The organism is Nocardia sichangensis (assembly GCF_047200615.1).
Lineage (GTDB): Bacteria > Actinomycetota > Actinomycetes > Mycobacteriales > Mycobacteriaceae > Nocardia > Nocardia sichangensis.
Genome location: NZ_JBJZOK010000022.1, coordinates 1 through 21,241, shown reverse-complemented (window position 1 = coordinate 21,241; position 21,241 = coordinate 1). Strand labels below are relative to the sequence as shown.

Here is a 21,241-nt window from a genome sequence, read left to right as displayed (position 1 = left end):
TCCTGACCGTCCGTCTCCGGCCCCCGGCGCTGCGCCGGGGGCCGGTTTTGTTTCTGGCGATCGTCCTAAGGGACTGTTAGGAAGCTTCGAGAGCCATTTCGCGCGCGTGTGACTGTCGACACACTGATCTGCGACGACGTGATGAGGCGTCGGAGAAGGAGATGTTGTGACTACGACACAGCCCGTCGGCGAGCGCCGGGTGGTCGCGAATGTTCTGCGCGGATCCATCGGCAATCTCGTCGAGTGGTACGACTGGTATGTCTACGCCGCGTTCAGCGTGTACTTCGCGAAGACGTTCTTCCCGAAGGACGATCCGACCGCGCAACTGTTGTCCACCGCCGCCGTGTTCGCGGTCGGCTTCCTGATGCGCCCGATCGGCGGGTGGGCACTGGGTCGGTACGCCGACCGGTTCGGCAGGCGCTCGGCCCTGACCCTGTCGGTGACCGTGATGGCCGCCGGTTCGCTGATGATCGCGGCGACGCCGGGTTACCAGACCATCGGCCTGGCCGCTCCGGCTCTGTTGCTGGTCGCCCGGCTGCTGCAGGGGTTGTCGGTCGGCGGTGAATACGCCACCAGTGCGACGTATCTGTCCGAGGTGGCCTCGGCGGGCAGGCGCGGGTTCTACTCGAGCTTCCAATACGTGACCTTGGTGGCAGGACAGCTCGTCGCGCTCGGGGTGCAGATCGTGCTGCAACAGTTCCTCGACGCCGGCCAGATGAACGCCTGGGGCTGGCGGATCCCGTTCGTGATCGGCGCCGCCGGTGCGCTGATCGTGATGTGGTTGCGGCGCGGCATGGACGAGTCCGAGCAGTTCCGCGCCGAATCCGGACAGCGGCCGAAGAAGACCGCGGCGACGGCCGCCGAGGTGCGGGAATCGCGTGGCTCCCTGCGGATCCTGTTGCAGTACCCCCGCGAATGCCTGCTGGTCGTCGGGTTGACGCTGGGCGGAACGGTCGCGTTCTACACGTACACGACCTACATGCAGAAGTTCATGATCAACACCTCCGGCATCTCCAAGTCGACCGTGGCGTGGATCAACTTCATCGCGCTGCTGGTCTTCGTGGTGCTGCAACCGCTGGCGGGGGCGCTGTCGGACCGGATCGGCCGACGCAAGCTGCTCATCTTCTTCGGCGTGGCGGGCACCTTGCTGACCGTGCCGATCATGACGGTGCTCGCGCGCACCACCAATCCGGTCGCCGCGTGGGGCCTGATGATGGCGGCGCTGGTGATCATCACGGGATACACCTCGATCAACGCGATCGTGAAGGCCGAGCTGTTCCCCACGAAGATCCGCGCGCTCGGCGTAGGGCTGCCCTATGCCTTGACCGTCGCGATCTTCGGCGGCACCGCCGAGACGATCGCGCTCGCGCTGAAGAAGGGCGGCCACGAGTCGCTGTACTTCTGGTATGTCGCAGGCTGCATCGCCGTCTCGCTGGTCACCTACTACTTCATGCGGGAGACCTCGGCCTCGTCGGCGATCGACGCGGCCGAACCCGCCGCGGGCGCCGACACCGGGTCCGGCGCCGCGGGAGCCGAGCCGGGTCGGCCGATGGTCACCGTGCGTGACTGACCGACCGGCACACGCGCCGGTCCGCCCACTGTGGGAGGATCGGCGCGTGCGGCTTGCGGTGGTCGAGGACGACGACGGCGTGGGAGACGCGCTGGTCGAGGCGCTCAACGCCCGTGGCTACCGCGCCGAACGCAAGCGCCGCGGCGCGGATCTGCTGATCGCACACCGCGACTACGACGCGGTGATTCTGGATCTCGGACTGCCCGACGGCGACGGTCTGCAGGTGTTGCGGCGACTGCGCGAGGTGAGTTCGGTTCCGGTGCTGATCCTGACCGCGCGCAGTGACGAACGCTCGATCGTGCGAGGCTTGCGCGGTGGCGCCGACGACTATCTGGTGAAGCCGCCGCGCATCGCGGAACTCGTCGCGCGGCTGGAGACGGTCACCAGGCGGGCGGCCGCGGCGGCGCGACAGGCGCAGTCGGTGATCGTCACCGGTGACGTGCGGGTCGATCTCGGCGCCCGCGTTGTCGAGGTGGCCGGGGAGCCGGTATCGCTGACTCAGAAGGAATTCGAGCTGGTCGAGGCGCTGGTGGAACGGCCGGGGGCCGCGGTGAGCCGTCAGCAGTTGATGGACCGCATCTGGGGTGACGCCTTCGTCGCGGTCTCGCGTTCGCTGGACGTGCACATGACGGGCTTGCGGGCGAAACTCAACCGGCCCGGCCTGATCACCACCATCCGCGGGTACGGGTATCGGTGGGGGCAGTGAGCGCGGTCCGGCGGGCCGGAGGTGTGCCATGCGGCGTCGCTTGCTGGTCGCGCTGACGCTGTTCGCGGCCATCGCGGTGCTGGCGTTCGCGGTGCCGCTGTCGCTGACCATCGCCACCAGCCGCACCCAGCAGCTGGTGCTAGCGCGCTCGGGGGACGCCGACCGCTTCGCCACCCTCGCCGACAACGCGGTCACCGCGGGGGACAGCCGTGCGCTGGCCGACGAGGTGCTGCGCTATCACGAGCTGTACGGCGAGAACGTGCTCGTGGTCGACGCCAGGGGTGCGCCGACGGTGAACGCGGGCGCGGACATGGACGATCCCGGCATCGTCGCGGCGGTGGCGGCCGCGCGCCGCAATCAGCGTCCGCACGCGGTGGACAAGCTGACGCCGTGGGGCGCGCCGAGCATGCTGGTCGCGCGGCCGGTCGGCACCGGCGTGCAGGTGAACGGGGCCGTGGTGATCGAGGCGTCGACGGCCCGTGCTCGCGGTGATATCGCGCGGGACTGGGCGGTGATCGTGCTCGGCGGCGTGGTCGCGATGGCGCTGTTCGTGCTGCTGGCGGTGACGATCGGCCGCTGGGTGCTGCGGCCGCTCGCGGCGCTGTCGCACGGTGTGGCGGAGTTGACCGCGACGCTGCCCAAGCCGCGCGCCGACACCGTCGCGCCGGTATCGATCGCGGGCCGCTACGGCGGGCCGCCGGAGATGCGGGCGCTGGCCGAGTCGTTCGACGCGATGGCGCTGGCCGTGGCCGATTCGGCGGACGCGCAGCGCCAGCTGGTCGCCGACACCGCACACGCGATGCGCAATCCACTGGCCGCCCTGACCATTCGCCTCGATTCCCTGGAACCAGCGATCCCGGCGAGCGCGGCGAGCATCTTCCACAACGCTGGCGCCGAGGTGGAGCGGCTCACCGCGTTGCTCGACGGCTTGCTCAGCTTGGCCGTCGCCGAGACCCCGGCGGCATTCGACGTCGCCCGCACGGCCGAGGGCGACGACCAGTGCGACGCCGTGCAAGTGATCGCCGACCGATTCGACGCCTGGTGCTCGGCATTCGAGGCGGCCGGACAGCGATTGCGCGTGGCGGCCGTGGCCGGGCCCGCCGACGTCGCGGTCCCGGCCGACGTGCTCGCGCAGATGCTCGACGTACCGCTGAGCAACGCGACACGCTATGCGGGCGCGGGCGCGAACATCGATCTGGTCGTCGCGACCGAGCCGGGCTGGGTCACGGTGACCGTCCGCGACGACGGCAGCGGTGTTCCTCCCGCTGAGCTCGACAAGCTGACCACCCGTTTCTTCCGCGGTTCGGCCGCGGGGGCCGGTGGCTCCGGGCTGGGCCTGCCGATCGCCGCCGCATTGGCGCAGGCGCGCGGCGGCGTGCTCACCGTGGCCGCGGTGCGTCCGCATGGTCTGGCGGTCTCGGTGCGCCTACCCGAGGCGGAGGCCCGATGACCGGCCGGGAGCCGATCGTCCGGCGCGGCGTCGGTCGGCGCGGCTTCCTCGCGTTGGCCGTCGCGGCGGGGCTCGCGGGTTGTGGGCCGGGCGGCCGGGGCGCCACCGCGCGGCTGGCGTCCGGCGAGGTCGGCGGCTTCTATCACGCCTTCGCGGGGTTGCTCGGCCTCGCCGCCGAAAACGCCGGGGGTGTGCGGATCGAGCGGGTCACCACCTCGGGTTCGCAAGACAATCTGGCATTGCTGGCGCGCGGTGAGGTCGATGCCGCGCTCGCGCTCGCGGATTCGGTGCGCGACAGCGCCGATCAGGTGTTCGCGCTGGGCCGGGTGTACGAGAACTACCTGCAGTTGGTCGTGCGGGCGGACAGCTCGATCGGTTCGGTCGCGGATCTGCGTGGAACGCGGGTGAGTCTGGGCGCGGAGGGATCGGGCGCGGCCTTGACCGGCGCACGGATATTGCGCGTCGCGGGGCTCGACCCGAGCGCCGACGTCGCGATCGCCCATCGCCCCTTGGCGCAAGCGGTGGCCGCCCTGACCGCTGGCGACGTGGACGCCCTGTTGTGGGCGGGCGGCGTGCCGACGGCACGGCTCGCGGTGCCGAGCCGGATGCGGCTCGTGGACATGGGCGAGCTGGCCGCGCCGATGCGGGACCGGTTCGGGCCGGTATACGACCGGGTGGCGATCCCCGCGGATGCCTATCCGGGCGGGGTCTCGGTGCACACCATCGGGGTGGCGAATCTCTTGCTGGCCGCGGGCAGTATGTCCGAGGAGGTGGCCGCGGCCATCGTCGAACTACTGGTGTGGCACGCCGACGCGCTGGTGCCCACCGAGGCGGCGGGCACCCAATTCCTCGACGGCCGGTCGCTGATCAGCACCGGCCCGATTCCGCTGCACCCGGGAGCTGCCGCGGTCTATCGCCGCTGGCACGGATAGTTCCGTCAGGACCTGACCAAGCGGGCGATGGCGTCGGTCGCTTCCTTGATCTTGGCCTCGGCCTCCGGGCCACCCGCGACGGCCGCGTCCACGACGCAGTGGCTGATGTGATCCTCCAGCAGGCCCATCGCGACCGCTTGCAGGGCTTTGGTCATGGCGGACACCTGAGTGAGGATGTCGATGCAGTACTTCTCCTCCTCGACCATCCGCTGCAGACCGCGCGCTTGACCCTCGATGCGCCGCAGCCGCTTGAGGTAGTCGTCCTTGGCGGTGATGTAGCCGTGCGCGGCGTGGTCGGCCGCCGTGTGGTCGTGGGGGGAAGCTGCCACCGATGTCTCCTCGCTGCCTGTGGTCGCCGGAACCGGATCAATACCCCCCTAGGGTACAGTTCCGGGGGCGTCTTGTCAGGTCGGGCCGCATGGTGCGGCAGACCCCGCCCGGTCGGAACGGTCCGTGTTCCGCCGGAAAGCAGGGTAACGCGGATCCCGGCGCGCGACGGCCACCCGGGGACGAGACAATTGAGGTATGAGTTCGCACCCCCGGCCCGCGCTCGCCGTCATCGGCGGCAGCGGCTTCTACGATTTCTTCGACAACGAGGCGACCATCGTCGAGGTCGACACCCCCTATGGTGCACCGAGCGCGGGCATCGCCGTCGGAGAGGTGGAGGGGCGGCCGGTGGCGTTCCTGCCGCGCCACGGCAAGAACCACGAATTCGCGCCGCACACCTTGCCCTACCGGGCCAATCTGTGGGCCCTGCGTTCGCTGGGCGTGCGCCGTATCTTCGCGCCTTGTGCCGTCGGCAGCCTGCGGGCGGACTGGGGCCCCGGCACAGTCGCGGTGCCCGATCAGCTGGTCGACCGGACCTCCGGTCGTCCGCAGACCTACTTCGACGGCGGCGGCATCCACGTGTCCTTCGCCGACCCGTACTGCGAGGAACTGCGGGCCGCGGCCATCAAGGCCGAGTCCGACGAACTGCACATGATGCACGCGGCCACGATGGTCGTGGTCGAGGGACCGCGCTTCTCCACCCGCGCCGAGAGCCGGTGGTTCGCCGCCCAGGGCTGGGAGCTGGTGAACATGACCGGCCACCCGGAGGCGGTGCTCGCCCGCGAACTCGAGATGTGCTACGCCGCCGTCGCCCTCGTCACCGATCTGGACGCCGGTCTGGAGGAGGGCGAGGGAGTGCGCGCCGTCGACGTCTTCGCCGAGTTCAAACGTAACCTCGTGCCCTTCAAGGAGCTCGTCCGTCGCGCGGTGGCCGCGGTGGACGGCACCGACACCTGCGACCGGTGCCGTGTCCACGCGGACGTGTCGCTGCCGTTCGAATTGCCCTGAGTCCGATGCGGGTGCTGGTCACCGGAGCGGCCGGGTTCCTCGGCGGGCACCTGCGCCGTGCGCTGCTCGCCACGGGACACCAGGTGACCGGGGTGGACCTGCTTCGCGACCACGGGCCGGACGCACGACCACCGGAAGGGGTCGAGCGGGTGGACGTGCGCGACGCCGAAGGGCTCGCACCCCTCTTGGACGGAGTGGACGTGGTCTGCCACTTCGCGGGTGTCACCGCGGGCGCGCGGGCCGCCGACTTCGCCTCGCACAACGATGTCGGGACCGCCGTGCTGCTCGGTGCCATGGAGCGGGCGCGAGTCGGCCGCTTGGTGCTCGCCTCGTCCGTCGCGGTCTACGGCGAAGGCCGCTATCGCGGCGTGCAGAGCGGTCCGTTCTTCCCCAACCTGCGTCGCAGGGCCGACCTCGACCGAGGCATGTTCGATCATCGCGCTCCGCACACCGGCGAGATCTTGACGTGGGAGCCGGTCGGCGAGGACGCGCCGCTGCGTCCGCGCGGTCCCTATGCGGCGAGCAAAGTCGCGCAAGAGAATTACGCGCTCGCCTGGGGATTGGCGACCGGTGGTGCGGTGACCGCCCTGCGAATGCACAACGTGTACGGCGCGGGAGCGCGGGCCGGGCTGGTGGGGTGGTTGCACGCCGAGCTGGCACAGGGCCGCGCGCCGCAGGTGTTCGAAGACGGCGGACAGATCCGGGATTTCGTGCACGTGCGCGACGCGGTCGCGGCCACCGTCGCGGCGGTCGAGCGTTCGCTGCCCGGTTTCGTCGCGCTGAACATCGCCTCGGGGCAGCCGATCACGGTGTGGGAAGTGGCCTCGATCATGTCGCGCGCCCGCAGTGGCCCCGCGCCGGTGGTAACCGGCCGATACCGCATCGGCGACGTCCGGCATTTCGTCGCGGACCCGGAAAAGGCGAGACGGGTATTGGATTTCACCGCCTCGGTGGCGCCGGCGCAGGGTCTGGCCGAGTTCGCGGTCACCGACTGAATCAGGCACCCGGATCGCCGGATGCGGCTCGGTGCGGCGCGAATGCCTCCGCGTGGGCGGTCGCCCATTGCTCGAAGTTGCGCGGAGGCCGACCGGTCACCTGCTCGACGGTCGGACAGAGCGTCGCCTCATCCAGCCTGCCCGCCACGAAGAAACCGAGAAACGCGTCGACGTACTCCCGCGGCATGGTGGCGGCCAGCTGCCTCGGTCTCGTCGTCGAGTTCGCGCGCCACCAGTGGTCGGTTCAGCACCGTGGCGAGTGCCGCGACCTGCTCCGCCGTCGCGGGGTATCCGGTGTTCCTGGTATCGGGCACTCGTGAACGGCGGGAGGTGCTCTGGAGCGCGCCGGTACGCGGTGGCCGGCCGGGCCCGAGTTAGGCTCGCGCGGTGGATACCCCGTTGCGGCTCGAGGTCATCGTGGCCAGTGTGCGTCCGGAGCGGTTCGCGCCGGTGGTCGCGGACTGGTTTCTACGTACCGTGCGCGCTCGTCCCGAATTCGATGTCGGCGTGATCGATCTCGCGCATACGCCGTTGCCGGTCGAACTCACCGACAACGAGGAGACCGCGGCCTATCGCACGCGATTGCGGGACGCGGACGCGTTCGTCGTCGTCACTTCGGAGTACAACCACGGTTATCCGGCGTCGCTGAAGACGGCGTTCGACACCGCGAAGCACGAGTGGCGCGCGAAGCCCATCGCTTTCGTCTCCTACGGCGGCCTTTCCGGTGGCTTGCGCGCGGTGGAGCAGTTGCGGCAAGTGGTCGCCGAGATCCATATGGTGTCGGTTCGCGAGACGGTCAGTTTCCACCAGGCCAAGAAGCGGTTCGACGAGACAGGCGACACCCGCGACGGGGCGGCCATCGACGCCGCGGAACGGATGTTGCGTCAATTGGCCTGGTGGGCACGTACTTTGCGAGCAGCTCGGACGGCCGATCCGTACCCCGGTTAGCGCTATCGCGCTCGCTCACTGCGGTTGCATCGCGCGTCGGCCGCGCGGCTGACCGATGTAGGTCGCCTCGCTCGGGATGGACACCAGCGTCAGGTCGACCTGTGCCGTGCCGGTGCGCAGCACCACGTGGTTGCCGATCGCGCCGGGCTGGTGGATGGCCAGGTCGGGGCGGGCGGCGGGCCAGCCCATCGGATCGCCCGTGACGTAGATGGTGGTGACGCCCGCGTGCGGGGCAGGCGCGAGCACCCCGTCCACCACCGTGGCGGTGAATCCCGCGTCGGACTGGTGGGTTTCGATCGCGATGGTCAGGCGCTCCGGATTGCCGATGGTGGTGACCAGGTTCTCCCAGGCCCGTGCTCGGTCGGTGCGGATGAGGATCCGTTCGCCGACCGCGAGCGCCCGGAAAACCAGCTGCTGCGCCAGGTACAGCTCGCCTGCGACATACACCGTGGAGATGCCCGCGCCGACGATGCGAGCCGCCACGCCGTTGCCTTCGTCATCGGAACCGATCAGCTGGCCGCAGCCGGAGGAGGGCAGGTGCAGATCGTCGACGATGTCGATCAGGTGCTCGATCATCGGAATGGTGTCGTCCACGCCGGGAACCGCGAGCGGCAGGTGGGCCAGCAGCCCGTCGCGGTGGCGTCCGTTCATCGAGATCATGCCCGGCAGCTCGGAGCGTTCGGGCAGTTCCCGTGCGGTCAGCCGCCAGGCGGCGCCGATGCTCACCGAGTCGGCGGAACTGCCGGGGCGCAGCCGAACCGCCACCGTCGTGCCGCGTGATGGGGCCACCCAGAGCTGGGCGAGCAGGTCCGATTCGAGTCGCTTGGGATCCAAGGCGCTGCCGATGTTCACGCTGTTGCCGATTTCCGCGTAGCGCCAGCCGTGTTCGAGCGTGCGCGGGTCGTAGCCGCCGGTGATCTGCAGGACCGCCTTGCGGATCTCGGGCGCGGTGAGGATGCGCGCGTTGCAGTCGGCATCCTCGAGCGTGCGCATGATGCGCTGGGTGGCGATGGTGACCGCGCGCGACGCGCCTTCGGCTCCGCCGCCGCGCCGGTCGGTGGCCTCCGGGCAGGCCACCGCGTCGAAACCGATCGCCAGCCACACCGTGCGGTGCGCGGTGGCGGGCAGCGGGCCCAGCAGCGATTCGTAGATCTTGCCCGCGGGCGTGCCGGAACGGCTGCGATGTCCGTGGCTGATGATGTCGATGCCGCTGAGCAGGATGTCGTGCTGGTTCAAGCATTTCGCCAGCTCCGCCAGCGGAAGCAGGTGCGAGGCGTGCACCGTGGTGCGGGCGATCCTGGTCAGCCCGCCGGGGGGAGGCAGTACCTCGACCACCGTCACCACGCGGCTGCCGTCCCAGTACAGGCCGAGCGAGCGACCATCGGTGCCGCGGAAATCGACGGTGTCGCCGAGTTCGTAGTCCCGGTGCGTGAGATAGCGCCAACAGGTCGCGATCCAGTCCAGCACAGTGCGTCCGGCGACCGGAATCAGCGGAATGAGCGCGACGACCACCGCCACGCCGAGCGTGGGAAGCCCCGGCAAACCGGCGAACAGTGCGACGACCGCGGCGATCAGCCCGATGATCTGGGCGATCAGCAGGTTCCGCATCGAGATGCGCCCGAAAAGCGGTCGTGGTCCCGCACCGGCCGGTTCCGCCATCGTCGTCCCCCAAGTACCCGATATCGGCCGGTTCGCCGCGGCCGAGCTGAACAACAGTCCCCGGGAACTGTACTGTGTTCGGCGAACGCGAGCACTGTTCGGGGGAGGAATAATGGCTTCGAAACCCACCACTCGCTGGCAGGTCAGCGGTTACCGCTTTCTGGTCCGGCGGATGGAGCACGCCTTGGTGCGCAGGGATGTGCGAATGCTGCACGACCCCATGCGTTCCCAGTCCCGCGCGTACGCGGCCGGTCTGATCCTGGCGTGTGTCGCACTGGCCGGATGCGGCGTGCTCGCGTTGCTGCGCCCGCAGGGCAAAGTCGGCGATGACAACAAGATCCTGATCGGCAAGGATTCCGGTGCCGTCTACGCGGTGATCGATAACGTGGTGCACCCGTCTCTCAACCTCGCCTCGGCCCGCCTGGCCGTGGGTGAGGCCGCCAAGCCCGCGACCGTGAAGGAGTCCGAACTCGGGAAGAAGCCGCGCGGCCAATTGATCGGCATCCCAGGCGCTCCCAGCTCGCTGCCCTTCGACAAGGAGGGGAAGGGGCGCGCGTGGACGGTGTGCGACACCCTGCAGCTCGACGGCACCAACAAGGCAACCACTTCGGTGCTCATCGGGGACCTGGAACTCGGCGCCAAGGCTTCCGCAATGGAGTCGGGTAACGCTCTGCTCGTCAAGGGCAAGGACGCCACCTACCTCGTTTACGACAACAAGCGCGCCCGCGTCGACATGAACAACAACGCGGTGACCGAGGCGCTGGGCATTCGCAATGTGGCACCGCGGCCGATCAGCGAAGGCTTGCTCAATGCGATACCCGAGGTGCAGCGAATCGAAGTGCCGCACATCGACGATCGAGGCGCGCAGCCGACATACACCATCGGTGATCATCGGATCGGCGAGGTGGTGCAAGATGCCGCGACGAAGCAGTATTTCGTGGTGCTGCACGATGGCAGGCAGGAAATCTCGCAGCTGACCGCCAACATCATTCTCAACTCCGACCCGGCGGCAGGCCGCAATCCGACGATCGTCCCGTACGAGAAGACCTATTCACCCATATCGACGACGCTGCCGGTGAAGGACTATCCGGCCACCGCGCCCGGGCTCGTGCAGATCAAGGATCGGCCGGTCACTTGTCTGTCGTGGAAGCCGATCGCTGCCGCGGAGGGCGGTGGTGGCAATCATGCCGAGCTTTCGCTGATCACCGGCGTGAGTCTGCCGATGCGGGAGGACGCTCGCCTGGTGCCGCTGGCCCAAGCCGACGGTGACGGCCCCAACGTGGACTCGGTCTACTTCAAGCCAGGTTCCGGCGCCTTCGTTCAGGGCACCGGCATCGAGCCGGACAGTCAGCGCAAGGACAGCATGTTCTACGTCGCCGATACCGGCGTCCGCTACGGCATCAAGGATGCGGAGGCGGTCAAAGCGCTCGGCATGAGTTCGGATTCCGGCGTGCGGCAACCCGAACCGGCGCCATGGCCCATCGTCGGCCTGCTTGCCTCCGGGCCGACTCTCAGCCGTCAGGACGCGATGGTGGCTCACGACGGCGTCGCGCCGGACGCCAATCCGGCGAAAGCTCTTGTGAAGAACCAGAATTGAGTTCCACCCACCCGTATCAGCTGTTGGTGGCGCTTCCGGTAACCACAGATCCGGCGAGGGGGAGTCTCACCGTAGGTACCCCGATGCTCTCCCGCGCGTGTGGGCTGGCTGGGGCCCGCGTGGCTGCGTTGGCTGAACTGGACCGCTAGCGGAAAAAGTTTGAAGATCGATGGAACCGATCTGCGATTGGGCGCGTCTATAGACAGTGACAGGCAAGATGTGGGATGGGGTTGCTGTGAGTGACACGAGCGCTATCGGTTTCGGCTCGCGCAATCTGCAGGCGCACGCACGTGCGGTCTCCGACAGGCGTCGGCACCGAATTCCGCATCAAGAGCCTGAGAGCGGAGGTTTGCACCCCCGACTCGAAACCGCATGAAATGCGGGTTGGCATCGCGCACGGAGTGCGATGTCGTTGCGTTCCACAATCAGGAGGGGAAGTCACATGCCATACACTCGCCAGTCGATCGCTGCAGGCGCAATTTTGCTCGCCGCCTTCGGTGCAGGTGCTGTCGGGTGCATCGCCTATGGCGGCAGCGTCTCCGGTTTCTGTGGCTATCAAGGAAGCGCCGTCAGCGGCTCAGCTGTCTCGTGAAGAGCAAGAGGCGATTGATAACAAGAACGCGGGTCGTCCCTACGACCAGGCGGCGTACAACCGTGCAATGCAGAAGATCAAGCAGGCCGAAAAGTACAACGGGGACAGGAATAAGCAGAAGCGCAACCGTCGATAGCCCGAGATCTAAAGGAGAACGCCATGGCGGGCATGCAATATCAAATAAACCATTTCTCGCAGTCCAACCCGGCCGGTCAAGGCCAAGAAGACGTTGCGAAATTGCTTCGTACGGTCGCAGCTTCGATCGAGGAACTCGGAGACGTCTCCATCCAGGATCTTGTCCTGCACAACGAGATCACTTCCGATGGCGTATGGCCCTCGATCACCGTCTACTATAGCGGCGCGTAGGTCAGGATTCGCATTCCGTAAGTATCTATGGATCCATATGGGTCACTTGTGTTTAAGCTGATCTGTACGAAAATTAAGGAATAAGATGAATATCAGGCGTATGGTCGGTGTTTGCGTAATGGCGGTCTTGAGCGCTGGCTGGACCGGAATGGCAGGTGCTGCCAACGCGGACCCCGTCACGGCTGACGGCATGTCCAAGTCGCACTGCGAGCAGGTCAAGGACGAGTTGAGCCGCAATGATCCCGAGAATAAGGCCGAGCGACGGCGTAAGAATGAGGAGCCGATGTCGACATCTCCATCGTGGGCGCCCTTCTACAGCTGTAAGCAGGGGCGGAACGGGTACTATGTCGACAAAATATATGTCGGCTGAGAAAGTTTCGGGCACCGCAATCTCTGCAGCCTTGGTCTTCGCGCCCGGCGTCACCTACGACTGCCAGCCGCAGTAGGAGGTGTTCTGACAATTGTGGCCCCGTCGAACGACGGGGCCACAACCGTTCCGTCATGTGGTTCCGAGTCTTTCTCAGTTGTCCTCACGGACCCCGAATCTGCGGCGGATCGGGAACGAGGCGAGTAGGCCCAAGATCAGCAATGTCGCGACGCTGCCGCTGCCGATCAGCGCCACATCCCGGGCGCGATTGTCCGGTGGTGGGGCCGGTGACGGGACCGGCAACCGCACGCTCAGGGCATCGGCCGGTCGTTTCGGCGGAAGAGTTCGAGGGATTTCGGCGGTGAGGGCGGCTATCGGATCTATCGCGCCGTAGCCGACGGAGGGATTCCAGCCTTCACCTGGCGCGTGCGCCGTCGCCTCGATGCGTTTGATCACGTCGAGGGCTCTGAGCTCGGGGAAACGAGCGCGGACCAGGGCGACAACTCCGGAAACATACGGCGCGGCGAAGCTCGTCCCCTTGAGTGGAGAGAGACTCTGGTTGACGTATTTTCCTGTTATCGTGCCGGTTCCGCGCGGATCCAGCGAGACGATGTCCTCACCCGGTGCGGCCACGCCGACCCAGGGACCTGGAACGGTGAAACTCGACGGTAGGCCGTTCTGGTCGATCGATCCAACGGACAGGACGTAATCGTCGTAGCGCGCGGGCGTGACGTTGGTGGTTACGTTGTTCCACGGATCACCGGTTGGATTCAGCGGATCGATCCCGGGATTGCTCGCCTTGCAGTTGTCATCGGTATTGCCCGCCGCGGCCACCACGACGGCGTCCATTTCAAGGGTCGCGTACCGCACAGCTGCGCCGACCGCGCCGTCGCTGAAGCTCACGCCACTGGGCATGCAGGATACGAGCGAAATATTGATGACCGAAGCGTGCCGGTCGGCGGCGCGTCGGATCGCGGCGGCGAGTGCATTGACGTTGCCGTATCCCTTGGGCGGATCTTCCGGCTTTCTATCCTGCCGGTTCGCGTAGTCGTACAGCGCGCTGGTCTGGCGAATCGACAGGATCCGCGCTTCAGGTGCCACACCCGAGAATCCCTGTCCCGCCTGTGGCTTCGCGGCGATGATGCCGGCGACGACGGTGCCATGCGCATCGCAGTCCTCGCTGACCCCGTCGCCGCCGTCGGCCACGAAGTCACCGCCCGCCTCCAGATCGGGCAGGCGGGGATGACGAGCGACGCCGGTGTCGATCACCGCGACGAGCTGGCCTTCGCCTCGGGAGAACTCCCATGCGTGCGCCAGGTCGAGCGAGCGCTGTGGAGCGGGAGGGGTGGGACCCTCGCCGCCCTGCTGGGTTGAATAGCAGGGCGTGTTGCCCGGGCGCTCGGTCTTGTCCGGCGGCCGTGCTGGATCCCCGGCGGGCAATTGGCCGGGATCCACCGGCGGCGGACGGTCGGCGTAGGCGATGCCCTGGCTAGCACCCACTCCGCACGACACGCTCAAAGAGAGCACCGCTGCGGCCGCACCGGTGCGCAGTGCCCGGTTCACAGCCCGCGAACGATGGCGTAGAGGTCCGCCACCCAGAAGACCAATGGCAAGACCGTGGCGACGAATGTGTACTCGAGCAGTTCGACGCCGCGGCGCATCGGTGGGGTGGCCGACTGGTTCGGGATGATGATGCCGAGGATCAGCGCCGCGATCAGGACCACCATCGCCGCGCCGAACACGGCCAGCGGCTGGTGCATCGCGAAACCGGCGCCGACCAACATGATCAGCACGATGCCCGCGCCACCGGAGATGAGAACGACGGCCTGTTCCGCGCCCGCGTAGGTGCGGCTGCGGAACATCAGCACCACGGCGCAGACCAGGGCGAGCGCGATGCCCGGCCAGTACGGGTCGTCGGACGCCGGGTCGGTGGCGCCGAGCGCGCCGACGACGGTGACCAGCGTGGTCGCCGCCACCAGGCCCGCGAGGTACATGCGGGCGCGTTCCGACTTCACCCGCAGCACCTCCATGGTCGGCAGCGCGCGGTGATCGTCCGGGTCGTCCTCGGTCGGATCGATGGGTGTGCCCGGCGAAGGCACCGGTGGCAGTGGCAATTTCGCCAGCAGCATGGAGACTCGCGGGGCCAGGGACAGGCCGCCGAGCCCGAGCGCCGCCACGCCGGCGCCGATCGCCCGCTCTGGCTGGTCGGTGAGCAGGCCGACCAGCGCCGCGGGCACCGCGTAGGTGGCGAGCGCGGCCCCGCCGATGAACAACGCGAGCCCGACGCCGGTGACCCGCCACGCCAGAATCGCCGTCGCCCCGGCCAGGACCGATCCGAGCAGGATGTGCGCCCAGCCGTAATCGCCCGGCACGTAGAGCATTCCCGCGCTGAACGCCGCGGGCAGCGCGCAGCCGCCGAGCACAAGCGCGGTGCCGTTGTCGCCGTACATCCTGCTCAGCACCATCGCGGTGACGACGAGCAGGATCGCGACCACCAGCGCGATCGAACCGCCGACCCCGATCGGCAGCGAGCCGGGGGACAGCAGCAGCCCGAGACAGCCGACGATCATGGTGAGCGCCGCGAGCACCGAGCCGGTGATCCGCGCGACCCGAGGGGTCCAGCTGCGGTAATGGTCGGCGTCGGCGATCGCGACGTTGTACATGATGTCGTCGAACAGCGGTGTCGGCGCGGTGTGCGAAGCGCTCTCCAGCATCAGCAGTTCGCCGTCGCGGACGCCGTGCTCGCCGAGGCTGAGCGAGTTGGAGAACGGCGGATGGCCGATCCGGGCGAGCACCCACTCCGCGGGCTCGTAACGCTCGCCCTCGTTGTCGAAGTCGTTGGAGCGGCTGTGCTGGGCGACCATGTCGACCACGCTCGGAATCACCAGCGCGACCGGCACGTCGACCGGTATGGCCATGTCGACCTGAGTGTGCTTGGCCAGAATCGTCACCCGGGCGAGGTCGGGGGCGCGGACGATCCCGCGCGAGGATTCTTCGTCGATGTGGTCAAGTCGCGCGTGCGTCAAGCTTCCCCCAACTCGGTCTTCTACCTCGTGATTCCACGACTCGGCGGGCCGGGGGCGAGCTTGCGAACCCTCGGTCCGGGCAGCAGAATGCTGGTCGAACTGTACGACATGTCGGCTGTGACCTCTACACTGAGGCCGAATCACAGCTGGCCGAAGGGGGAATCTCGTCGATGAGCACTGTCCGCTTCCAGCGCCGTGCGCGCCGCGAGATGCCAAGGACGCCCGGCGGCGAGGTCACGCTGCAACCCCCGCCCGAAATCCCCCGGGTCACACCGGGAAACCTCGTCCTGAAACTCATGCCCGCCGTGATGGTGATCGGCATGGTCGGCATGATGGCCCTGATGTTCACCCAGGGCGGCGGCATCGCCTCCAACCCGATGAGCATGATGTTCCCGCTCATGATGGTGTTCTCGATGGTCGGCATGTTCGCGGGCCAGGGTGGGGGCAAGGGGCAGAAGGCCGCCGAGGCCAACGAGGATCGCAAGGACTATCTGCGCTACCTCGACCAGGTGCGCAAGGACGTCGACGAGACCGCCGCTCAGCAGCGCGCTTCCGTCGAATGGAGCCACCCGGAGCCGGAACTGGTCTGGATGCTCGCGGGCACCAGCCGCATGTGGGAACGCCGCGCGGGGGACAAGGACTTCTGCCACGCGCGCATCGGTCTCGGCGGCCAGCGCCTTGCCACCAGACTGGTCGCTCCTGAGACCGGTCCGGTCGAGGAGCTCGAGCCGATCGCCGCGGTCTCGCTGCGCCGCTTCGTGCGCGCCCATTCGACCGTGCCCGATCTGCCGACCGCCATCGCGGTCAAGGGCTTCGCCACCATCGCGCTGGACGGCGACCGCGGCCAGGCGCGCGACATGACCCGAGCGATGCTGGTGCAGCTGTGCATGTTCCAGGCTCCCGACCAGGTGCTCGTCGCGGTCGTCTGCGGGCCGGACACCGCGCCGGAGTGGGAGTGGACCAAGTGGCTCCCGCACACCCAGCACCCCGACGCGCAGGACGGCATCGGTACCCAGCGCATGTTCTACGGCTCGATCCGGGAGGCGATGGCGGGGTTGCATCCGTTGCTCGGCAACCGGGTCCGATACTCGCGCAACCAGCCCGCCAACGCGAACATGGTGCATATCGTCATCGTGGTCGACGGCGGTCTGCTCGAGGCCGAGGACGATCAGTTGCGCGAATCCGGCTACGAGGGCGTTACCATCATCGACCTGTGCGGCTACGCGCCGCGCCTGGCGGTGTCGCGCGGCATCAAGATGATCGTCGAGAACGGCGAGTGCGTCGGCCGCGGCGCGACCGGCAATCAGGAGCGGTTCGCGCTGATCGACCGAATCAGCCCCGAGCAGGCGCAGCAGGTGGCGCGCAGGCTGGCCCCGTACCGTGCCGCCACCCAGCGCAGCAGCGACGTGGAAACCGATGACGCCGATGTGATCTCGACGTGGGCGCAGCTGATGGGCCTCGGTGACATCGGCACTTTCAACCCGGAGCACGCGTGGCGGCCGCGCTACGGACGGGAACGCCTGCGCGTCCCGTTCGGTGTGGGCGCCGATGGCCTTCCGGTGGAACTGGACATCAAGGAGGCCGCCGAGAACGGCATGGGCCCGCACGGCCTGTGCATCGGCGCCACCGGCTCCGGTAAGTCGGAGTTCCTGCGCACCCTCGTGCTCAGCTTGCTGGCCACGCACTCGCCAGACCAGTTGAACCTGGTGCTGGTCGACTTCAAAGGCGGCGCGACGTTCCTCGGTTTGGAGGGCGTTCCGCACGTCGCCGCCGTCATCACCAACTTGGAGGAAGAGGCCGATCTCGTCGACCGCATGAAGGACGCCCTGGCCGGTGAGATGAACCGCCGCCAGGAAGTGCTGCGCGCGGCGGGCAACTTCGCCAACGTCTTGGAGTACGAGAAGGCCAGGGCCGCGGGCGCCGACCTTGACCCGCTGCCCGCACTGTTCGTGGTGCTCGACGAGTTCTCCGAACTGCTCACTCAGCACCCGGATTTCGCGGAGTTGTTCGTCATGATCGGCCGCCTCGGTCGCTCGCTGCACGTGCATCTGCTGCTCGCCTCGCAGCGACTGGAGGAAGGCAAGCTCAAGGGCCTGGAATCCCACCTGTCCTATCGGATCGGCCTGAAAACGTTCTCCGCCAACGAATCTCGTCAGGTGCTAGGTGTGCCGGACGCCTACAACCTGCCGAACAATCCCGGTGGCGGCTACCTGAAGGCCGACTCCGGAGAGATCCAGCGTTTCCAGGCTTCCTATGTCTCCGGCGCGTATGTCGGCGGTGGCTCGCAGCGTGACATGACCGTTGCCACGCAGTCCGGTGAAATCGATGTCAGGGCGCGCGCGTTCACCGCTACCCATGTCGACTTCCGGGCGGCGGACCGCGTTCCGCTGCCGCCCGAACCGAGCCTGGAACCGGAACAGGACGAGGACGGCGAGCAGCTGTCCAACCTGAACATGCTGGTCGCGCGGATCCGCGGCCACGGCCGCCCGGCGCACGAGATCTGGCTGCCGCCGCTGGACGAGGCGCCGACGCTCGACCAGCTCGTCCCGCGCTCCGTTCTCACCGGCGAATACTCCCCGGTGTCCACGCTGCGTGCCCCGATCGGCATCGTCGACCGCCCGTACGACCAGCGTCGCGACCCGATGGTCATCGACCTGTCCGGCGCCCGCGGCAATGTCGCCATCGTCGGTGGCCCGCAGTCCGGCAAGTCGACGGCGCTGCGCACACTCATCATGGCGATGTCGTTGACGCACACCGCCGAACAGGTGCAGTTCTACTGCCTCGACTTCGGTGGCGGCACCCTGGCTAGCCTGCAAGGGCTGCCGCACGTCGGCTCGGTGGCCAGCCGGTTGGACGAGGACCAGGTCCGCCGCACCATCGCGGAGATGACCACCATCGTCCGGCAGCGCGAGGCGCGCTTCCGCCAGCTCGGCATCGAATCGATGACCGATTTCCGCAGGCTGCGCGCGATGGACCCGGCCGCCAGCCCGGGCGCCGCGGGCGCGCACGAGGATCCGTTCGGCGACGTCTTCCTGGTGATCGACGGTTTCAGCTCGATCCGCCAGGACTTCGAGATGCTCGAGCAGACCATCATGAACCTCGCCGTGCAGGGTCTGTCCTACGGTGTGCACGTGGTCATCGCGCTGAACCGCTGGGCGGAGGCGCGGCCCGCGCTCAAGGATCAGATCGGCACCAGGATCGAGTTGCGCCTCGGTGATCCGATGGACTCCGATCTGGGCCGCAAGTTCGCCTCACTGGTTCCCCAGGGGCGACCGGGCCGCGGTATGACCCCGGAGTGCCTGCACATGCTGACCGGCTTGCCCCGCATCGACGGCAGCTCCGACCCGACCGACCTCACCCAGGCCGTCGCGGACGCGGTCGCCGCCATCGCCAGGCTGACGCCGGGCCGGCACGCGCCGCAGGTCCGCATGCTGCCCGAACAGCTCCCGCGCGAGCAGCTGCTGTATCTGGCGGGCGATTGGCCCGCCCAGGTCGACCCGAATGCGAAGTGCCTGCGAATCCCGTTCGGCATCAATGAGTCCGAGCTCGCGCCGGTCTACATCGACTTCGTGGAGAGCCCACACTTCATCATCATCGGCGACACCGAATCGGGAAAGACGACGCTGCTGCGCTCGCTGATCGAGGGCATCGCCGCGTCGAACACCCCCGATCAGGCTCGCTTCATCATCGGCGACTACCGCCGCGGCATGCTCGGACTGGTTCCGGAGGGCTATCTCGCGGGCTATGGTTCCACGGCGCCGCAGTTCACCCAGAACATGAACGACCTGGCCGCGTATGTCGGCAAGCGCACGCCGGGCTCGGACGTCACGCCGCAGCAGTTGCGGGATCGTTCGTGGTGGAGCGGACCGGAGTTGTACGTCATCATCGACGATTACGATCTGGTCGCCACCTCCGCGGGCAACCCGGTCCAGGCGCTGCTCGAACATCTGCCACACGCCCGAGACCTCGGCTTCCACGTGATCATCGCCCGGCGCTCGGGTGGTGCGAGCAGGGCGATGTTCGAGGCGACGTTGGCTCGAATGCGTGATCTGGGCTCGGCGGGCCTGATCCTGAGCTGCAGCAAGGACGAGGGCGTCCTGATGGGCACCAAGCGACCGAGCCCGATGCCGCCGGGCCGAGGCACCTACGTCACCCGTAATGTCGAGGGCCTGGTCCAGACGGCGTGGATGCCGTTGCCCTGATGTCCGAGGTCGAGCTCGTCGTCACCGAGGCGCGTATCTGGGCGCGTGGCGCCGACACGCACTGGGACGCGCCGCCGTCGGTGGTCCTGGGCAGCAATGGCTTCGACCTCGTCGTGGGGCAATCGCTGAGCCCGCCTACCCACGTCGGTTCGGTGGTGCAATTCGTGCCCGCCGATGCCATAGCTTTGCCACCCCGCACACCCTCGGTGGTGGACGCGATGAGCGCCGTTTTCGCGAGTGCGCTCGAGCGTCTTCGTGTCGATACTCCGTGTGCCCGGATGACGTTGGTCTGCCCGACCGAATGGGGCGCGGCCCGTCGTGGCGTGCTCGCTCAGGCGGCGCGCCGTGTGGCCTCGGATGTCGTGTTCGAGGACATCGCGGTCCGTTCGGTCGCGTCGGACGAGGGCACCAGCCACAGTCGGCGAACGCTGGTACTGGAGTTCGGCACGCTGGCCACCACGGCGTCGGCGGTCATCCGAAGCCATCGCGGCGTGCATATCGAATCCTGTGAGCACGAGCCGACACTCGCGTTGGCCGAGATCGAGAGCGGATCCGCGGGCTTCGCCGCTCTGTGCAACCTGATCACTCGGTTGCTCGACAGCGGCCCGATCGACCTCGTGCAAGTGGCGGCTCTCAGTGATACCAGAAAACTGGACTTGCTCCGTGAGGCGATCCAGCAGTCCATAGGTGCCGATGTCGAGCTGCGTGCGGTCGCCGGTCCCGATCTCGTCCGGGGGCGGCGGACCGAGGCACGCGAAGTCCACGCCGCGCAGACACAGTGGATGCGACCGCTTCGCGAGCGTGCCGCGACACGACAGCCTCGATATGGCGCCGCGCGTATCGCGATCGCCGCGATCGCGGCCGTGGTGGTCGTCGCGTTGACGATTGTCGGTGCGGTTGTCTTGTCCGGTCGCCGCGGCGAAGAGACGGTAGCGGCGCCCAGCATGGAAGCGGCGTCGCCGACCGCCGCACCGCCGCCGGTCGGCCCGCCGGCCGAGGCGGCACCGGAGGCCTTCGGCCGAATCCGATTCCGTGTCCCGCCCGGCTGGCGTATTGCCCAGTCGCCTGACACGGGGCGCGCTCGTGTCGATTTGGTACCCGACGATGCTGCGCGGCAACGAATTACGGTAATGCAGGCGCCGCTGACGGCGTCCTCCAGTTACGCGCAGGTCGCGGCGAAGCTGGAAGCGCAGATTGCGCAGCGTCCGCCAGGGGTGCTGACCGACTTGCAGCAGGATGTGATGTTCGGTGGCCGTTCCGGCTTGGCCTACCTGGAACATCCCGGAGACGGATCAACCGTTCGCTGGCATGTTCTGTTGGAGTTCGGAATTCAGCTGAGTATCGGTTGCCAGTACGCAGGAGACGAATGGGGGCAATTGGAAGCCCCGTGCTCGCATTTCGGGGATACGGTCCGCGTCGTACCGTGAGGGGCGCGGGCACGCATACCTAGCCGACTCCACTGCGGCGCAAAACGATTCGAGCCCCCGGCACCGAAG

At 67.9% G+C, this 21,241-nt stretch carries 19 protein-coding genes; 14 read left to right on the top strand and 5 right to left on the bottom strand.

The window, feature by feature from the left end; genetic code table 11:
* Window positions 1-166 precede the first annotated feature (166 nt).
* The 4 genes from ACL03I_RS26765 to ACL03I_RS26750 are packed head-to-tail and all read left to right on the top strand — an operon-like array spanning window position 167 to window position 4,658.
* Window positions 167-1,570 carry an MFS transporter gene (locus ACL03I_RS26765; protein WP_412807225.1) on the top strand — a complete coding sequence of 468 codons (1,404 nt, stop codon included), beginning with the start codon at window positions 167-169 and terminating at the stop codon, window positions 1,568-1,570.
* A 46-nt stretch (window positions 1,571-1,616) separates the two neighbouring features.
* On the top strand, window positions 1,617-2,276 hold the full coding sequence (locus tag ACL03I_RS26760) for a response regulator transcription factor (protein ID WP_195084845.1): 660 nt from the start codon (window positions 1,617-1,619) through the stop codon (window positions 2,274-2,276).
* 28 nt (window positions 2,277-2,304) lie between these two features.
* Window positions 2,305-3,726, top strand: coding sequence for a sensor histidine kinase (locus ACL03I_RS26755; RefSeq protein WP_397277113.1), 1,422 nt, complete (start codon window positions 2,305-2,307; stop codon window positions 3,724-3,726).
* The gene (locus ACL03I_RS26750; protein WP_412807224.1) at window positions 3,723-4,658 is read left to right on the top strand and encodes a TAXI family TRAP transporter solute-binding subunit; all 936 of its coding nucleotides are present in this window, start codon (window positions 3,723-3,725) and stop codon (window positions 4,656-4,658) included. Before ACL03I_RS26755 ends, ACL03I_RS26750 begins: the two co-directional genes overlap by 4 nt.
* A 5-nt stretch (window positions 4,659-4,663) precedes the next feature.
* On the opposite strand, the gene ACL03I_RS26745 is transcribed toward ACL03I_RS26750, so the two are convergent.
* Complete coding sequence (locus ACL03I_RS26745) at window positions 4,664-4,987, bottom strand: metal-sensitive transcriptional regulator (RefSeq protein ID WP_355076219.1); 324 nt, start codon at window positions 4,985-4,987, stop codon at window positions 4,664-4,666.
* Between the two features lie 196 nt (window positions 4,988-5,183).
* Here ACL03I_RS26745 and ACL03I_RS26740 point away from each other — a divergent pair, with 196 nt between their 5' ends.
* Both ACL03I_RS26740 and ACL03I_RS26735 read left to right on the top strand, forming a co-directional pair.
* A complete protein-coding gene (locus tag ACL03I_RS26740; protein ID WP_379252010.1) occupies window positions 5,184-5,993 on the top strand; it encodes an S-methyl-5'-thioadenosine phosphorylase in 810 nt (269 codons plus the stop codon).
* Window positions 5,994-5,998: 5 nt separating this feature from the next.
* Window positions 5,999-6,988 carry an NAD-dependent epimerase/dehydratase family protein gene (locus ACL03I_RS26735; protein ID WP_412807223.1) on the top strand — a complete coding sequence of 330 codons (990 nt, stop codon included), beginning with the start codon at window positions 5,999-6,001 and terminating at the stop codon, window positions 6,986-6,988.
* A gap of 1 nt (window position 6,989) precedes the next feature.
* Here the strand turns inward: ACL03I_RS26735 and ACL03I_RS26730 are convergent, their stop codons facing one another.
* Complete coding sequence (locus tag ACL03I_RS26730; RefSeq protein ID WP_412807222.1) at window positions 6,990-7,175, bottom strand: hypothetical protein; 186 nt, start codon at window positions 7,173-7,175, stop codon at window positions 6,990-6,992.
* A 200-nt stretch (window positions 7,176-7,375) separates the two neighbouring features.
* Between ACL03I_RS26730 and ACL03I_RS26725 the strand changes: the two genes are divergently transcribed.
* Window positions 7,376-7,936 (top strand): NADPH-dependent FMN reductase, encoded by a 561-nt coding sequence (locus ACL03I_RS26725; RefSeq protein WP_355076227.1) that lies wholly within the window; start codon window positions 7,376-7,378, stop codon window positions 7,934-7,936.
* 15 nt (window positions 7,937-7,951) lie between these two features.
* Here the strand turns inward: ACL03I_RS26725 and eccE are convergent, their stop codons facing one another.
* Window positions 7,952-9,595, bottom strand: coding sequence for a type VII secretion protein EccE (gene eccE, locus ACL03I_RS26720; RefSeq protein ID WP_412807221.1), 1,644 nt, complete (start codon window positions 9,593-9,595; stop codon window positions 7,952-7,954).
* A gap of 112 nt (window positions 9,596-9,707) precedes the next feature.
* Here eccE and eccB point away from each other — a divergent pair, with 112 nt between their 5' ends.
* From eccB to ACL03I_RS26700, 4 genes are all read left to right on the top strand, one after another.
* Entirely contained in the window at window positions 9,708-11,192 is a 1,485-nt protein-coding gene (gene eccB, locus ACL03I_RS26715) for a type VII secretion protein EccB (protein WP_412807220.1), read from the top strand.
* A gap of 548 nt (window positions 11,193-11,740) precedes the next feature.
* Window positions 11,741-11,920 (top strand): hypothetical protein, encoded by a 180-nt coding sequence (locus ACL03I_RS26710; RefSeq protein WP_412807219.1) that lies wholly within the window; start codon window positions 11,741-11,743, stop codon window positions 11,918-11,920.
* Between the two features lie 23 nt (window positions 11,921-11,943).
* The gene (locus ACL03I_RS26705; protein ID WP_397277123.1) at window positions 11,944-12,150 is read left to right on the top strand and encodes a hypothetical protein; all 207 of its coding nucleotides are present in this window, start codon (window positions 11,944-11,946) and stop codon (window positions 12,148-12,150) included.
* Window positions 12,151-12,235: 85 nt separating this feature from the next.
* The gene (locus ACL03I_RS26700; RefSeq protein WP_355076237.1) at window positions 12,236-12,520 is read left to right on the top strand and encodes a hypothetical protein; all 285 of its coding nucleotides are present in this window, start codon (window positions 12,236-12,238) and stop codon (window positions 12,518-12,520) included.
* A gap of 150 nt (window positions 12,521-12,670) precedes the next feature.
* Here ACL03I_RS26700 and mycP read toward each other — a convergent pair whose 3' ends face one another.
* Entirely contained in the window at window positions 12,671-13,786 is a 1,116-nt protein-coding gene (gene mycP, locus ACL03I_RS26695) for a type VII secretion-associated serine protease mycosin (RefSeq protein WP_355076322.1), read from the bottom strand.
* Between mycP and ACL03I_RS26690 the strand changes: the two genes are divergently transcribed.
* Window positions 13,760-13,891, top strand: a complete 132-nt coding sequence (locus ACL03I_RS26690; RefSeq protein ID WP_355076325.1) for a hypothetical protein — start codon at window positions 13,760-13,762, stop codon at window positions 13,889-13,891. The genes mycP and ACL03I_RS26690 overlap by 27 nt on opposite strands.
* A 185-nt stretch (window positions 13,892-14,076) precedes the next feature.
* On the opposite strand, the gene eccD is transcribed toward ACL03I_RS26690, so the two are convergent.
* A complete protein-coding gene (gene eccD, locus ACL03I_RS26685; protein ID WP_412807218.1) occupies window positions 14,077-15,543 on the bottom strand; it encodes a type VII secretion integral membrane protein EccD in 1,467 nt (488 codons plus the stop codon).
* Between the two features lie 170 nt (window positions 15,544-15,713).
* On the opposite strand from eccD, the gene eccCa reads away from it, so the two are divergent.
* Window positions 15,714-19,745 carry a type VII secretion protein EccCa gene (eccCa, locus tag ACL03I_RS26680; RefSeq protein WP_355076241.1) on the top strand — a complete coding sequence of 1,344 codons (4,032 nt, stop codon included), beginning with the start codon at window positions 15,714-15,716 and terminating at the stop codon, window positions 19,743-19,745.
* On the top strand, window positions 19,745-21,172 hold the full coding sequence (locus tag ACL03I_RS26675) for a type VII secretion-associated protein (protein WP_412807217.1): 1,428 nt from the start codon (window positions 19,745-19,747) through the stop codon (window positions 21,170-21,172). Before eccCa ends, ACL03I_RS26675 begins: the two co-directional genes overlap by 1 nt.
* Window positions 21,173-21,241: the final 69 nt, after the last annotated feature.